The organism is Micromonospora sp. CNZ285 (assembly GCF_004637285.1).
The window spans coordinates 998640-1012284 of record NZ_SPQD01000001.1 but is presented as its reverse complement, the minus strand read 5'-3'; the positions used below and the strand labels follow the sequence as shown (position 1 = coordinate 1012284).

Sequence of the window (13645 nt, the reverse complement as noted above, 5' to 3'; positions counted from 1 at the left end):
CGCCGCTTCTCGCAACTTGCGCAGCGCGCCGATCCCCCGGGGTCAGCCCTTGAGTACCCGGCCGGCGCCGAGCAGCTCGACGGCCTGGGTGATCCGCCGGGCCCGGGTCTCCGGCCGCTTGGCGCCGGTGATCCAGGTGACGTACTCCTTGGTCCGCGAGTAGGACAGCGTGGCGAAGAAGGCCTGGGCGTCGGGATGATCGCCGAGCGCGGCGGTCAGGTCGTCGGGCACCTCCACGGTGCGCGCCTTGGTGTCCGGTTCCAGGGTGACGCGCACGTCGTCTCCCGCCTCCACGCCAGCGGCGGCGCGTACGGTCTTGTTGACCACGATGTACCGGTTGCCGTTCGGCCCGGTCATCACCGAGCCGGCGTACGGCGTGTCGTTGATCCGGCCGGTCACCGGGATCCGCGCCGCGGTGCCCAGCCGGTCGGCGATCGCGGGCGGGACGGTGACGTAGGTCCACGCCCCGACCTGCTCGCACACGAGTGTGCCGCCGAACGTCTCGCTCATCTGCGCTCCCTCACCTCTCGTCCGCGGACCGGCGGCGTCACACCGGGGCGGGCCCCACGTCGGCCAGCCGGTCCGTGGAAACCGCCACGTCGGGGGTGATGCCGAGCAGCCGCAGGCAGCGGGTGACCGCCGCCGGCACACCGACCGCCGCGACCTGTCCGCTGACCAGCGCCTCGATCGGGTCGAGCTGCCGCATGCCCAGGCTGAAGAAGCTGCGCGCGTCGGTGCGGACGGTCAGCGACGGCGCGTCGGCCGGCCCGGCGACGACCTCGGCGTGACCGGCCCGCACGTCGACGTGGAAGATCTCGTCGTCGACCCGGAACTCGTAGCTCTCGTCGATCTCGCCGGTGCGTGCGTCGTCCACCATGGCCTCGATGGCGAGGACGGCCCAGGACGCGCGTACCGTGGACCCGGAGGGAAGCTCGTGCCCCGCGGCGTAGGCGAGCCCGAAGCGGGACAACCCGAGGATCGGCTCGTGCAGCGAGCGGCCCAGGTCGGTCAGCTGGTAGCCACCGGTGCGCTTGCGGGGTTCGGTCGGCGTCAGCAGGCCGGCGTCGACGAGCGCGGCGAGCCGGGCGGCGAGCAGGTTGGTGCCGATGCCGGGTAGCGCTTCCAGTAACTGATTGTAGCGGCGCGGGCCGTGCAGTAGTTCGCGAATGACGAGCAAGGTCCACCGCTCGCCCACCACATCCAGCGCGTAGGCGAGGGCACACTGCTGGTCATACGAGCGTTTCCCGCGGGCCCCGTTCACTTCGTCCACCCTCCGGCTGTCATGCTACTTGAGTATTGCATGACAATGTGGTGGCGGCGAGTGACCGCCTATCCGGGCGGTACCGACAGGCGGGCGAGCTCCCGCGCGCAGTCCGCGGCGGCCGTCCAGGCGGCGGCGAACCGGCGGCGCAGCGCGTGCGCGCGGTTGTCCGGCAGCCCGAGATGGCGCCAGCCCTGGTGGCTGAACTCCAGCCGCTGACGGTCGGCCAGCCGGTGCAGGGCCAGCTCGGCGGTGGTGCCGGCGCCGCGCTCGGTGACCTGCACCGTGAACGTCACCGTCCCCTCCCGCACCGACCAGTCGTCGAGCGGGAAACGACGCGGCCCGTCGGCGTCGACCACGAAGAACCAGGCGGGCCGGAAGCCGTCGCTCGCCACCGGGAGCCACCGGTAGAGCAGCGACGGTTCGAACGCGTCCCAGCCCGGTGGCAGGTCGACCGAGCCGTCGATGTCGGACCGCCAGTCGTAGCGCGTCGAGCGGCCGGTGCGCAGGTACCCGTCGAGTCGTTGCAGGAAGTCGGTCCAGCCGGCGCGCATCTGCTCGATCTCGGCCGGCGGCCGCACCGGGTCGGCGTCCTCGACGGTGAGCCGCGCGCCGCCGGCGGTGGGCTCGGCCCGCCAGGTGATGTGCTGCTCGGGCCCGACGCCGAGGAACGACCAGGTGAACTCGATGAGCCAGTCGTCGGTGACGCACACCGGCGTGACCACGAAGAAGTCACCGTCGCCGAAGTCGATCCGCCACGGCGTCCGGACGTGCCAGTCGCCGCGCGTGGTGCCGAACCAGGCGGCGAGACGGACCGGGTCGGTCAGGGCCGCCCACAACTCGTCCACGCCGACCGGCACGGTGATCGCCGTCCGGACCGGAGGCGCGCCGAGAAGCCGTCGACCCCGGTCACCACTGTGGTCGTCCATCGTCTCTCCTCCCGGCCAGCGAGCGCGGGCCGGACCACGTTGCGTCCGGCCCGCGTCCATCCCACTGCTACATCGCGTCCTTGGCGAGGTAACCGCCCATGGTGAACCGCAGGCTGGTCACGTACGCCACCGGGTCCTTCTCCGGGTACCGGGTGTCGTGCAGCGGCAGCATCCGGTAGATCTGGCCCTTGCCGGGCGAGCCGGCCGGCGGAATCTGCCGGACGTCGTCGATGGTCAGGATGATCGGTTCCTTGTTCATCAGCTTCAGGCCGAGCTTCGGCATGTCGAAGATGGCACCGACCGCCATCCGGCAGGCCTTCGCCGACGGCCCCTCACCGGCGTACGGGTCGAAGGGGGTACGGATCTGGCCGGTCGACAGGCAGTCGGGGTTCAGCGTGACGGTGATCTCGCCGAGCTCCTCGCAGCTGCCGGTCATCTTCATCTCGATCAGGTTCGTGTAGACCTCGGCGGTCGCCCAGTCCTCGGACGTCGGCTCCGAGCGCACGACCCGGACGTAGCCCTCGAACGGCACTGTGTACTCGCCGACGCCGGGCACGGCGAACGTGTCGACCGAGGTGATGCCGAGGTTGTCGATGCCGGGGACCGGCGGCGTCCACGGCTTGACCTCCGTGCCGACGTACCGGTTCGGGACGCCGTCGGTGGGAACCGGCCGGCCGTAGATCACGGAGGGCTTGCTGGCGGGGGCTGTCATGGTCTTCTCCTCCTGAGAGTTCGGCGCGGCCTCGGCCGCCCGGACGCATCGCATGGATCGTGGGAACGGATGCGGGGTGCCTCGCCCGTCAGGGCATCAGCGTGGTGTGGTCGCAGCAGGTCAGGCCGGACTCGTCCGCGACGCCGTCCTGGTCGGAGTCGATCTCACCGTCGACGGTGGAGTACACGTCACGCGAGTTCATGTCGATGCGGCCGTCGCCGTCCCAGTCGTTCAGCTTGCCCTTGAACGTGCCGAGGATGAAGGCGTTGGTCATCGGGCCGACCTCGGGGTCGTGCAGCGTGGACAGCACGCCGTTGCCCGGGGTGAGGACCTGCTCGATCGAGCGGCCCGCGATGCGGGCCAGGTTCACGTAGCCCCAGCCCTGGAAGCGGCCGCGGACGTAGCGGATCGCGGCCTCCTCGCGGATCTGGAACTTCGGCTCCAGGTGCCACGTGCCGTACCGGGCGAAGCCGATGTTCGCCTTGCGCACGCCCTCGCTCGGGTCGTCGGCGCGACCGGACTTGAAGAACGTCCGCGGCACCAGGGACTCGAAGAAGAAGTTGCCCCGGTCGCGGCGCGTCCGGTCGGTGAAGCCGCGGAACAGGTAGTTGTCGCAGTGCGGCGAGCCGTCGGCGTGCAGGCCGGAGATCGTCTTGGCGATCACCAGCTGGCGCTCGCGGGTCTGCACGTTGGGGCAGGCGTGGGCCTGGCCGTAGATCCGCGCGAGGCCCTGCGGGGCCAGCGAGATCTTGCCCCAGTGCGTGTTCGACTCGTCGAGACGCACGTACAGGTCGCAGTGGATCAGCAGGTAGATGGTCTCGTCGAAGGTGCGGCCCGGCGTGTAGAGGGCGTCCCGGCCGTCGAACGACGGGTCACCGCTCTGCAGCTCGCTGATGAACAGCTTGGACCATTCGGCGATCTCCGGGTCGGCGTCACCGAGGAACTTCTGCAGCGTCGAGATCGCCTGGGCACCGCCCAGCTTCTCGATCGCCCACAGCGCGTCCCACCGCACCTCCCGGTTGGTGTCGTGCCGGACGACCTGCTCCAGGAGCTCGAAGGCGTCGGCCTGGTCGCGGTCGGCGTACTCGTACATCGCCTGCTCGCGCATGGCCGGGTCGGCGTGGTGCAGGGCGTCGTGACGCAGCTCGTCGTTGGTGCGGTTGTCGAGCCGGATCGCCACCCGGTTGAGGGCGTACCCGAAGTCGCTCGCCCACGCCGCCGGGTCGCCGGCCACCAGCCGGGGATCCACGTTGCTCAGGGTGGTGCGGTACGCGAAGTTGAGCGCGTCGCGCTGTTCGGTGCCCAGGTCCTCGAGCAGTGCGGTTTCCTGCGGCCACGTCCGGACCTCACCGTCGGCGGACACTGGAGACTTGTTGCATAGGTCGATCGCCATCTCGCATTCCCTTCGGTCGGTTCCGTCAGGCTCAACATCGACGACGCTATAGAAAAATGAACCTGGACACTTCTCACGCCTTTCCATCCCTCCCTAAGCTGTCAGTACATGTAGCGATCGGGGGCTCCGATGGTGGCTTACACGCCCACGTCCGTACCGCGCTCGTCCCTCCCGCAGATGTCCGGCCGCGCCGCCGCCTGGGCGGCGATCACGGCCCGGCACCTCGCCGTCGCGGCCGGCCGGCGGCTCACCCGGCGGGCCTCGCCCACGCCCGCCGGGGTGACCGCACTGCTCACCCGGCTGGGCCCGACATTCGTCAAGGGCGGCCAGATCCTCGGTACGCGTCGCGATCTGCTGCCCGGGCGGTGGTGCGACAAGCTCGCCCGCCTCAACGACCGGGTCCCGGCCATGTCCGCCTGGGAGGCGCGTGCGGTGCTGGACGCGGCCTACCCGGACGGCACGCCGTTCGCGCGGATCGGCACCGAGCCGGTGGCCAGCGGCAGCATCGCCTCGGTCTACCGGGCCTGGCTGCACGACGGCACGCCGGTGGCCGTCAAGGTACGGCGCGGCGGCATCGGCCCGCAGATGCGCCGCGACCTCGACCTGCTCAGTGCCGGCGCGGGGCTGCTGGAACGCCTGCCCGGCCTGCGCAAGGTGCCGATGCGCCGCATGCTGGGCCACGTCTCCACCGCCGTGCTGCGGCAGCTCGACTTCGCGCAGGAGGCCACGGCGCTGCTACAACTGCGGCAGAACCTCGCCGACGTCGCGGCGTTCCGGATCCCGGCGCCCCGGCCGGCGCTCTGCCGCGACGGCGTCCTGGTGATGGAGTGGATCCCGGACCTGCGGCAGTTCAAGCCCGGCGACCTCAACCGCGAGCAGCGCCGCCAGATCGTCCGGCGGGTGCTGCACGGCGTGTACCGGATGCTGTTCGTCGACGGGCTCGTGCACTGCGACATGCACCCCGGCAACCTCTACCTGCGGGTCGAGGAGGTGGTGCTGCTCGACGCGGGGTTCGTGGTCCGGCTCGAGCCGCACGTACGGCGGCTGTTCGCCGAGTTCTTCCTGTCCATGTCCATGGGTCGCGGCCAGCAGGCCGCCGAGGTCATCCTGCGCAGCGCCGAGCACGTACCGCCGGGGTGTGACGTGCAGGCGTTCCAGGACGGCGTACGGGATCTCGTGGTGCGCAACCACCGCCGCACCGCCGGGCAGTTCCGGCTCGCGCCCTTCGCCGCGGAGCTGTTCAACCTGCAACGGCGATTCGGCATCACGGCGGCGCCGGAGTTCGTCTTCCCGCTCATGTCGCTGCTCGTCCTCGAAGGGATGATCAACGACTTCGACGTGGACGTGGACTTCCAGGCCGAGGCCATCCCCACCCTGCTCGCGACGCTGCGATGAGGACCGCGCTCGACATCCGCACGCCCCGGCAACGCGAGGTCGCGCCGCCCGGCGACGCGCGGGCGTACCGGTGGACGATCGTCGGCCCGAAGCGGCACCCGCTCGCCGCGGCGCTGCGGGCGGCGAGCCGCGACGACGCGCCGGAGGCGGTCGCCGTGCTGCTCGGCCGCACCTTCCACCGGATCGACAACGGTCGCCTGCTGCGGGCGATCCGGGCGGCCGTGGCACGCGGCGGCCGGCTCGCGGTCGTCCACCTGGGCGCGGGCGGCGGCAGCCTGGCACGCGCCGCGGCGGTCGAGCATCCCGGCCTGTCCTGCGTGGTGGCGGAGCTGACCGAGGGCCCCACACCGGCCGCGGTGCGCGCCGCCACCGGCCTGGTCACTGCCGCCTCCCCGGTCACGGGCGAGGTCCGGGTGGACCGGGACGGCCGGCTCCGCACCACCGACTGGCAGCCGGTTCACCTGCCCCCGGCGGCCGGCACCGCCGGTCCCGCCGGAGCCGTGCTGGTCACCGGCGGACTCGGCGGCCTCGGCCTGCGGGTCGCCGCCGTCCTGGCCTGCCGGCACGGCCTGCACCCGATCCTGGCCGACACGGCCACGCCCGAGCGGCTCGGCACCGCCGGCCGCCGGCACCTCGACCGCATGGCGGGGACCACAGGCGTGACAGTGCTCCGGGCCGACGTCACCGACGGCGCCGCCCTGCGCCGGGCACTCGCGGGCACCGGACACGGGCCGCTGACCGGCGTCGTGCACTGCGCCGGGCTGCTGCGCGGCGACCCGGTCACGGCCGGCACGGCGGACGGGCTGAGCGCCGTCCAGGCGGCGAAGGTGGACGGCCTGCGGCACGCGCTGGACGCCGTGGACCGGCACGCCCTACGCCGGGTGCTCGTCTTCGGTTCCGTCACGGCCGAGCGGCCGCACCGCAGCCTCGGTGCGTACGCGCTGGCCAACGAACTGCTGCGCCGGTGCGCCGTACGCCTCGCGGCCGACCTGCCGGCGGCGGTGACGCTGGTGGCGGAGTGGTCGATCTGGAGCGGTGCCGGCATGGCGCACGGAACGCCCGGCGCGGTGGCGGCGGCCCGGCGGCTCAACCTTCCGCCGGTGCCGCTCGGGCCGGGAATGGCCACAGTGGACGCGTTGTGGAGTCTGCCCGCCGCGCCCGGCCGGGCTCAGCGGCTGCTCATCTCCGGGTGCTGAGCCGCGGCGGGCGGCGGCTCGACGCCTCGCCGTGGCCGCAGGACAAGCATGGCGACCGCTACGAACACCACGACGGCGTTGATCAGGAGCAGCACGGCACTCAGCGGGTCGATCCCATGCTCGTGCAGCGAGGCGGCCGCCTCCCCGCCCTGATCCGACGCCCGGGCCGGCCGCACCCCGGTGCCGACGCTGAACCACAGCGTGCCGATCTTCTCACTACCGTCGGCGAGCACCACGTGGTACGCGACGCTGACATCGCCGCGTTCGGCGCTCCCTACCGTCTGCACCAGGGACCGGTCCCCGCTCGGCCGCGGCTCGCCGACGGCCAGCGACCGTCCGGCGGCGTCCCGCACCGCCACGTGCGAGTCGGCGGCCACCGGCCGCCCGGTGAAGACCAGCTCGACCGCCGACGGCGCCGACGTGAGGACGGCGCCGTCGGCGGGGACGCTGCTCGCCGCGCCGGAGCCGGCCCACGCGGCCCCGGTCCAGCCGAACAGCACCGCGAGGCCCACGACGACGGCGGACGCCCACCCGGCGCGGGTCACACACCACCCCGCGACACGGCAAGCGCCGGCGTCACCCGGCGGCCGGCGCAGGTGCACACCATGGCCTGCTCCTCTGCGGCGGAGGGCCGCAGGTGCCGGTACATGGCGACGACCATCGGGATGAAGACGACGGAGTTGTAGAACAGGTGCAGCTCGACGCGCGGATAGACCACCTGGAGCAGGCTCGTGGGCACCGGGTTGCCGAACAGGAAGTGCCCGGTCTGCGCCTGGATCAGCAGCAGCAGGTGCTCGATGTGATGCCAGAACTGGAGGGCCAGGGCGATCGTCCACCAGGTGCGCGACTGCCCGGCGAACCCCGGGCGCAGCAGGAAGAGACCGACGAGCATGAGCAGCGCGTACCCGTAGTGCATGACCTCGGACGTGACCAGCCACGGGTAGAACTCACCGAGGACACCCCGCGCCTGCGGGCGGGGCCAGCCGAGCACCCAGATCTGGTACGCCTGAACCAGATGCTCCGCCCAGTGGGCGAGCACGACCACCATGAAGCCCGACAGTGCCACGCGGTGATGACGACCGTTGAGCGCGCCGATGAACCCGTTCGACATGCGGTATCCCCCTCGCCGGCGATCACGGAACGTACACGCATCGACGCTAGACGTCATGGGGTGAGCCCTCTTCTCCCAGATTGCTCATCGCCCGGGGGTCACCGCCGGGTGGCGAGGGCGAGAAACCGGTGCGGTGGGTCGTCGTAGCCGGTGAGGTGCCATCCGGTGCGGTGCGCGGCGAGGCGCAGGGCCGTCTCGGTGAGGGGGTCGCCGGGGTGCGTGCCGCAACCGGGGAGATCGGCGCGGCCGGAGGGATGGAAGAGGACGAGCCGGCCGCCGGGGCGGGTGACACGGGCGAGTTCGCGCAGCCCGGCGTCGGTGTCGGGCAGGTGCAGGAGCAGGCTGGCGGCGAAGACGGCGTCGACGGCGCGGCCGGGCAGGGGGAGACGGCGGACGTCGGCCAGGGCGAGCGCGGCGTCGGCGGCGTGGGCGCGGTGCCGCGCGACGTCGATCATGGCGGGGGTCAGGTCGACGCCGAGGACGGTGCCGGTGGGTCCGACGGCGTCGCGCAGGGCCGGTAGCGCGCGGCCGGTTCCGCAGCCGACGTCGAGGGCGCTGGCCCCGGCGGGGATGCCGGCGTCGGTGACGGCGGCGGCGTACGCGAGGTCGTCGCCGGACTCGGTGTCCCAGGTGGCGGCGCGGGCGGCGAAGAACGCCTGCGTCTCCGTGCGGTACCAGGCGTCGGTGTGGGTGAACCAGGCGCCGATGTGCCGGATCACAGGCCACGCGGGGTCGCCCAGGTCGACCACGATGTCGGCGGCGGCGCTGCGATGGCGGTGCCCGCGTTCCGGGGAGGCGCCGCGCACCCGGATCGTCAGGTGCCAGTGGCCGGCGGGCAGCTGGGCCCGCCAGGCGGGGCCGGCGGCGATGACGACGGAACCGGGGGTGAGTCCGCCCCGGAGGTCGGCGGGGCCGGCGCAGATCGCCCGGCTGAGTCGTATGCGCGGGCGGCCCGCGTCGCGCAGGGCGGCGGCCAGACGGTCGGCCAGCACCGTCGCGTCGCGCTCGTGGCCGTCGACGAGGACGTAGGCGGTGCCGGCCGGGATCGCGGTCGTGATGTGACCGAGCACAGTGGCCCACCGGTCGCGCTGCGGGCCCGTCACCGATGTGCGCCACCGGGCCGCGGACTGCTGCGCACTCATGGACATCCATGATGCAGGTTCGGTCATCCCCCGGCCAGAGGCACCGCTGTCGCACGTTTTCCACCGCTCCGGTGCCGCACCCGGCGCACGCCACGACCGCACGGCGGCCGATCCGGAGTGCCGGTCAGCGTTGCAGGACCTCGGCGAGCGCGGCCAGGTACGCCCCGGCCTGCGCCCCGTTCACGAGCCGGTGGTCGTACGCCAGACCCAGGTCCGCCACCGCCCGCTCGCGTACCCCGCCGTCACCGTCGAGCACGACCTCGCGGTGCACGTCCGGCACCGACAGGGCGCACGTGACGCCGGGCGGGATGATCGGCCGGGCCACCGTGACGCCGGGTGTGTCGTTGAGCGCGACCAGGAAGTTCATGCCAGCCATGTCCTCCTCGCGCAGCCGGCCGCGCAGTGCCTTCATCCGCAGCGCGACCACGGCGTCGGCGAGATCGCCGAGGTCCAGTTCGGCCGCGTCGCGGATCACCGGCAGGAACAGGCCGGTGCCGACGTCCACGGTGAGCCCGATCGACGGCGCCTCCGCCTCGACCACCAGCCCGTCGCCGGTGAGCCGGGCGTAGAGGCCGCCGAACCGCTCGTGCAGCGCGGCCACGGCGGCGATGACGACCTCGGTCAGGCCGACCGTCGCGCCGGTCTCGTCGGCGGCGCGGCGGGCGTACGCGAGCGCTGCCGTCACGTCGACGCGCACGGCGGTGAAGGCCACCGGGATCTCCCGGTGCGAGGTGGACACCACGTCGGCGATGCGGCGCTGCGCCGGTGGCAGCGGCCGTCCCGGCGGCGCCGTCCGCGTCCCCACGGCCTCCACCGCCTCCGGGTACGCCGCAGCGAGCGCGCCCGGACCGGAGCCGGCCGGGGCGGGGTCCGGTGACGGCAGCACCGCGGCGGTCCCGTTCGGCGGCGCCACCGGGGCGGGCACGGCCGACTCGGGCAGGATCCGGCCGATGGGAGCGCCCGGGGCGCAGTCGGCGCCGGCGGCAACGTCCTGACGCAGCACGCCGGCCTGGGTCGCCGCGAGTTCCTCGATCGCCTTGGACGTCTCGACCGCCGCGATCGGCTCGCCGGCCTCCACAGTGGCGCCGTCCTCGACCAGCCATTCCAGCAGCACGTAGCTGTCGTCGTTGGGGTTGAGCCGCGGTACGTCCACCGGGACGCCCGGCCGAGCCGCCGTCGTCGGAGCGGAGGGCGGCGGATCGACGGGTGACGGATCGGTGCGCGGAACCGGAACCGCGCCGGGCAGGCCCGGAGACACGCCGGCCGGGTCCGCCGGGCCGGCGTCAGTCCGTCCGCCACGGTCGCCGGTCGCCGTCGGGGCGGCGGGCAGGCGCATGATCCGGTCCAGGATCGCGTCGGTGCCGAGCAGCACCGCCTGTTCCAGGTGCGGCGCGGACGGGATGACCCGGTCGGCGGAGCTGACCAGCTCGACCGGGCCGCGCAGCAGCGGCCACGCCTCGGCGTGCAGGCGGGCGGCGACCTCGCTCCCCCACGTGCCGCCCGCGGTGCTCTCCTCGGCGACGATCACGCCGTGCGCGCCGTCGAGCACGTCGCGCAGGCCGTCCACGTCCACCGGGTAGAGCCGCGCCGGGACCAGCACCTCGACCGTACGTCCCCGCTCGGCGGCCCGCGTGGCGGCGGCGATCGCCCGGTTGGCGACCCCGCCCGGCGCGATGACGAGCGTCGGCGCGCCGGTGGCGTCCGGGTCGTGGACGCGGGCCCAGTTGCCGTCCGCGCCGCGCGGTTCGAAGGCGAGGCGGTCGTCGACGCGGCCGTCCACGTACCGCCGCTGGGTGTAGAGGATCTTGTCCTCGAACAGCATCGCCGGTTCGTCGCGGCGCAGCGCGGCGGCCAGCACGTCGGCCGCGTCGTGCAGCGGGGACAGCTCGTAGAGCGCGAGGTGCGGGATGCCGATGAAGTGCTTCTGCGGGCTCTGGCTGTGCGTCGCGCCGTAGCCGCGCCCGCCGCCGACCGGGCAGCGGATCACCACCCGCATCGGGGTGCGCTCGCCGTACATGGCGACGGATTTGGTGATCAGGTTGAGGATCGGGTCGAAGGCGAGACCGGCGAAGTCCCCGAACATGATCTCGACGATCACGGTGTCGCCGCACAGCGCCAGGCCACCCGCGACGCCGGTGATGCCGTTCTCGCTCAGCGGCGTCGACAGCACCCGGTCCGGATAGGCGGTGGAGAGGCCCCGGGTCACCTTGAACGCCCCGCCGTACGGGTCGGCGACGTCCTCCCCCAGCAGCCAGGCCCGCTCGTCGGCGGCGAACAGCGCGTGCAGGGCCCGGTTGAGGTTGCGGCTGACCCGTTCGGCGCGCGTCACGCCGCCGCTCCGCGCGCGGGCGGCCGGGCCAGCACCTCGGCCGAGACCTCCGCGACCCGCTGCCGGGCCCGCGCGTCGGCGGCCGCGAACCGCTCCGGGTACGCCTCGGCGTACCGCTGGAGCCAGTCGAGGCGGCGCAACTGGTCGAGTTCGTCGGCGGGCCGGGTGTCGTCGCCCTTGCTGTGCGGGCCGAGCCGGACCGTGTGCTGCACGAGCACGTGCGGCGTCCGGGTGACGCGGACCCGCTCGACGTGCGGCGCGGCGGCGGCGCGTACCTCGGTGAGGTTGAGCGAGTCGGACTCGCTGACGGTGATGCCGAATCCGGCGACCCGGCCGGCGATGGTGCCGGCGAGCTGCGCGGTGGTCGGGGTGGACTGGGCGATCCGGTTGTGCTCGACCACGACGAGCAGCGGCACCCGCCACAGCGCGGCCATGTTCAGCGCCTCGTAGACAGCGCCCTCGCCCCAGGTGCCGTCCCCGATGTACGCCACCACCATCGCGTCCTGCCCGGTGCGGTTGAGGTGCAGGCCCACGCCGACAGCGGCGGGCAGGCTCTCCCCCTGCACACCGGTGGACAGGAACCGGTCCCGGCGCAGGTGCTGGCTGCCGCCGTACCCGTGGCACACCCCGCCGTCGCGGCCGAGCAGTTCCGCCAGCAGGCCCTCCGGGTCGCCGCAGTGCGCCAGGTAGTGCCCGTGGCCGCGGTGGTTGCTGAACACGAAGTCGCCGGTCAGCAGCGGGGCCAGCGCGACCGGGACGTACTCCTGGCCGAGGCAGGTGTGCGTGGTGCCGGCGAGGTGACCGTCGGCGTACAGGCGCAGCAGGTGCTCCTCGAAGCGGCGGATGAGCAGCCCCGCGTCGAGGTCGGCGTCGTCGAGCGGGGCCGGCACGGCTGTCACTCCGGCACGCCCCGCTGGGCGAGCAACGCGCGCAGGTCGGCCACCGACCGCACGGTCCGGATCTCCCGGGGCGTCAGCGAGATCCGGTACGCGTCCTCGACGGCCGCGACGATCTGGAGGTGACGCAGGCTCACCCACGCGGCGGTGGTCGCGGGGCCGGTCTGCGCGTCGACCTGGTCGACGGGCAGTTCCAGCACGTCGGCGACGAGCCGCACCAGCCGGCTGGACATGCTCATACCTCGATGATCGTACAGGCCCAGTGGGTGCCCCGGCCCAACGAGATCAGCGCGACCCGGTCGCCGTCGTGCAGCTCCCCGGCGTCGAGCAGGCGGCTCAGTCCGAACAGTTGGTCCGCCGCGCCGAGATGCCCGTACTCGGCCGCCAGCTCCCTGTTGGTCCGCTCCGGCGGCACCTTGTGGGCCTCGGCGAGCGACGTCATGGCGCGTTCGTTGTCGGCGACCAGGATCAGCCGCGCCAGGTCGGCGACGGTGACGCCGGCCCGCTCGCAGGCGCGTTCGGTGACCCGCACCATCCGCTCGTCGAGGTGGCGGGCGTACTGCGCGAACTGCTCGGGGTCGTAGTCGAAGAACTCCATCACGTGCCATACGTCGCGGGCGGCCGGCGGCTCGGCGCCGGGTGCGAACGGCGCCGCCGCCCCACCGCCGTCGAGCCGGTAGAACCCGGCGTAGCGGCCGTCGGTGGCCGCCTCGGTCACCTGCCAGCGCAGCCCGGGATGCCCGCGCCGGGCCACTGTGGCCACCGCGCCGTCGGAGAACACCATCGGCTGGGTCTCCATCCGGTTCCAGTACGCCTCGCAGGTCCGGTTCGCGGCCACCACGAGCGCGGTGGCGTACTCCGGGTGGGTGGCGAACTTGCCGGCGACGGTGTCGAGGCTGAGCACACCGGTGGTGCACGCCTGGGTGAGCAGCACCGCTTCGGCGCCGGCCGCACCGAGCCGGTACGCCAGGTCGGCAGCGGCGTCCCAGTAGAGGTGTTCGGTGAGGTCGGTGACGGCGAGCACCAGCAGGTCCACGCGTGCCGCGGGCAGCGTGGCGGCCTCCAGGGCGCGGCGGGCGGCCCGCTCGGCGAGGTCGGTCAGGCCGACGTCCGGCGCGGCGCGGTGCACCCGCCGGTAGCCGTAGCCGAGGACGCGGTTGACGTCGTCGGTGTACTGCGCCACCACGTCGGCGACGGGCGCCGGGTCGCCGAGCGCCTCACCGAAGGACACCAGCCCGAAGCTCATGCTCGACCGTCCCGCCGCAGATCCGCCGCTGCTTA

At 73.4% G+C, this 13645-nt stretch carries 14 protein-coding genes; 2 read left to right on the top strand and 12 right to left on the bottom strand.

All coding sequences use genetic code 11. The features are described 5' to 3' along the window. Window positions 1–42: 42 nt before the first annotated feature. The 5 genes from CLT75_RS04550 to CLT75_RS04530 form a co-directional block, all read right to left on the bottom strand. Window positions 43–510 carry a YdeI/OmpD-associated family protein gene (locus tag CLT75_RS04550; RefSeq protein ID WP_135239623.1) on the bottom strand — a complete coding sequence of 156 codons (468 nt, stop codon included), beginning with the start codon at window positions 508–510 and terminating at the stop codon, window positions 43–45. Window positions 511–547: 37 nt separating this feature from the next. Then, entirely contained in the window at window positions 548–1261 is a 714-nt protein-coding gene (locus CLT75_RS04545; RefSeq protein WP_135239622.1) for a transcriptional regulator, read from the bottom strand. 68 nt (window positions 1262–1329) lie between these two features. Then, on the bottom strand, window positions 1330–2190 hold the full coding sequence (locus CLT75_RS04540) for an SRPBCC family protein (RefSeq protein WP_167796870.1): 861 nt from the start codon (window positions 2188–2190) through the stop codon (window positions 1330–1332). 67 nt (window positions 2191–2257) lie between these two features. Beyond that, window positions 2258–2902 (bottom strand): DUF6073 family protein, encoded by a 645-nt coding sequence (locus CLT75_RS04535; protein ID WP_128137189.1) that lies wholly within the window; start codon window positions 2900–2902, stop codon window positions 2258–2260. Window positions 2903–2990: 88 nt separating this feature from the next. After that, entirely contained in the window at window positions 2991–4295 is a 1305-nt protein-coding gene (locus tag CLT75_RS04530) for a HEAT repeat domain-containing protein (protein ID WP_135239620.1), read from the bottom strand. 177 nt (window positions 4296–4472) lie between these two features. Between CLT75_RS04530 and CLT75_RS04525 the strand changes: the two genes are divergently transcribed. After that, window positions 4473–5690 carry an AarF/UbiB family protein gene (locus CLT75_RS04525; RefSeq protein WP_167796869.1) on the top strand — a complete coding sequence of 406 codons (1218 nt, stop codon included), beginning with the start codon at window positions 4473–4475 and terminating at the stop codon, window positions 5688–5690. Continuing rightward, complete coding sequence (locus CLT75_RS04520; RefSeq protein WP_135239618.1) at window positions 5687–6886, top strand: KR domain-containing protein; 1200 nt, start codon at window positions 5687–5689, stop codon at window positions 6884–6886. Before CLT75_RS04525 ends, CLT75_RS04520 begins: the two co-directional genes overlap by 4 nt. Here CLT75_RS04520 and CLT75_RS04515 read toward each other — a convergent pair. The 7 genes from CLT75_RS04515 to CLT75_RS04485 all read right to left on the bottom strand — a co-directional run bounded on the left by CLT75_RS04515 (window position 6859) and on the right by CLT75_RS04485 (window position 13610). Next, window positions 6859–7431 (bottom strand): copper resistance CopC family protein, encoded by a 573-nt coding sequence (locus CLT75_RS04515; RefSeq protein WP_167796868.1) that lies wholly within the window; start codon window positions 7429–7431, stop codon window positions 6859–6861. The genes CLT75_RS04520 and CLT75_RS04515 overlap by 28 nt on opposite strands. Next, the gene (locus CLT75_RS04510; protein ID WP_135239616.1) at window positions 7428–7997 is read right to left on the bottom strand and encodes a hypothetical protein; all 570 of its coding nucleotides are present in this window, start codon (window positions 7995–7997) and stop codon (window positions 7428–7430) included. Before CLT75_RS04510 ends, CLT75_RS04515 begins: the two co-directional genes overlap by 4 nt. 98 nt (window positions 7998–8095) lie before the next feature. Continuing rightward, complete coding sequence (locus tag CLT75_RS04505; protein ID WP_135239615.1) at window positions 8096–9139, bottom strand: class I SAM-dependent methyltransferase; 1044 nt, start codon at window positions 9137–9139, stop codon at window positions 8096–8098. 124 nt (window positions 9140–9263) lie between these two features. Further along, window positions 9264–11468: a 2-oxo acid dehydrogenase subunit E2 gene (locus CLT75_RS04500; protein WP_135239614.1), complete on the bottom strand. Its 2205-nt coding sequence runs from the start codon at window positions 11466–11468 to the stop codon at window positions 9264–9266. Continuing rightward, complete coding sequence (locus CLT75_RS04495) at window positions 11465–12367, bottom strand: thiamine pyrophosphate-dependent dehydrogenase E1 component subunit alpha (protein WP_135239613.1); 903 nt, start codon at window positions 12365–12367, stop codon at window positions 11465–11467. The genes CLT75_RS04500 and CLT75_RS04495 overlap by 4 nt, the downstream gene beginning before the upstream one ends. Next, on the bottom strand, window positions 12364–12603 hold the full coding sequence (locus CLT75_RS04490) for an acyl carrier protein (RefSeq protein WP_018786864.1): 240 nt from the start codon (window positions 12601–12603) through the stop codon (window positions 12364–12366). Before CLT75_RS04490 ends, CLT75_RS04495 begins: the two co-directional genes overlap by 4 nt. Next, on the bottom strand, window positions 12600–13610 hold the full coding sequence (locus CLT75_RS04485) for a 3-oxoacyl-[acyl-carrier-protein] synthase III C-terminal domain-containing protein (RefSeq protein WP_135239612.1): 1011 nt from the start codon (window positions 13608–13610) through the stop codon (window positions 12600–12602). Before CLT75_RS04485 ends, CLT75_RS04490 begins: the two co-directional genes overlap by 4 nt. Between the last annotated feature and the right edge of the window lie 35 nt (window positions 13611–13645).

Coding starts and splice junctions, on each gene's coding strand:
- CLT75_RS04550 (WP_135239623.1), bottom strand. CDS start 510: ATGAGCGAGACGTTCGGCGGCACACTCGTGTGCGAGCAGGTCGGGGCG.
- CLT75_RS04540 (WP_167796870.1), bottom strand. CDS start 2,190: ATGGACGACCACAGTGGTGACCGGGGTCGACGGCTTCTCGGCGCGCCT.
- CLT75_RS04535 (WP_128137189.1), bottom strand. CDS start 2,902: ATGACAGCCCCCGCCAGCAAGCCCTCCGTGATCTACGGCCGGCCGGTT.
- CLT75_RS04530 (WP_135239620.1), bottom strand. CDS start 4,295: ATGGCGATCGACCTATGCAACAAGTCTCCAGTGTCCGCCGACGGTGAG.
- CLT75_RS04525 (WP_167796869.1), top strand. CDS start 4,473: ATGTCCGGCCGCGCCGCCGCCTGGGCGGCGATCACGGCCCGGCACCTC.
- CLT75_RS04520 (WP_135239618.1), top strand. CDS start 5,687: ATGAGGACCGCGCTCGACATCCGCACGCCCCGGCAACGCGAGGTCGCG.
- CLT75_RS04510 (WP_135239616.1), bottom strand. CDS start 7,997: ATGTCGAACGGGTTCATCGGCGCGCTCAACGGTCGTCATCACCGCGTG.
- CLT75_RS04505 (WP_135239615.1), bottom strand. CDS start 9,139: ATGAGTGCGCAGCAGTCCGCGGCCCGGTGGCGCACATCGGTGACGGGC.
- CLT75_RS04490 (WP_018786864.1), bottom strand. CDS start 12,603: ATGAGCATGTCCAGCCGGCTGGTGCGGCTCGTCGCCGACGTGCTGGAA.
- CLT75_RS04485 (WP_135239612.1), bottom strand. CDS start 13,610: ATGAGCTTCGGGCTGGTGTCCTTCGGTGAGGCGCTCGGCGACCCGGCG.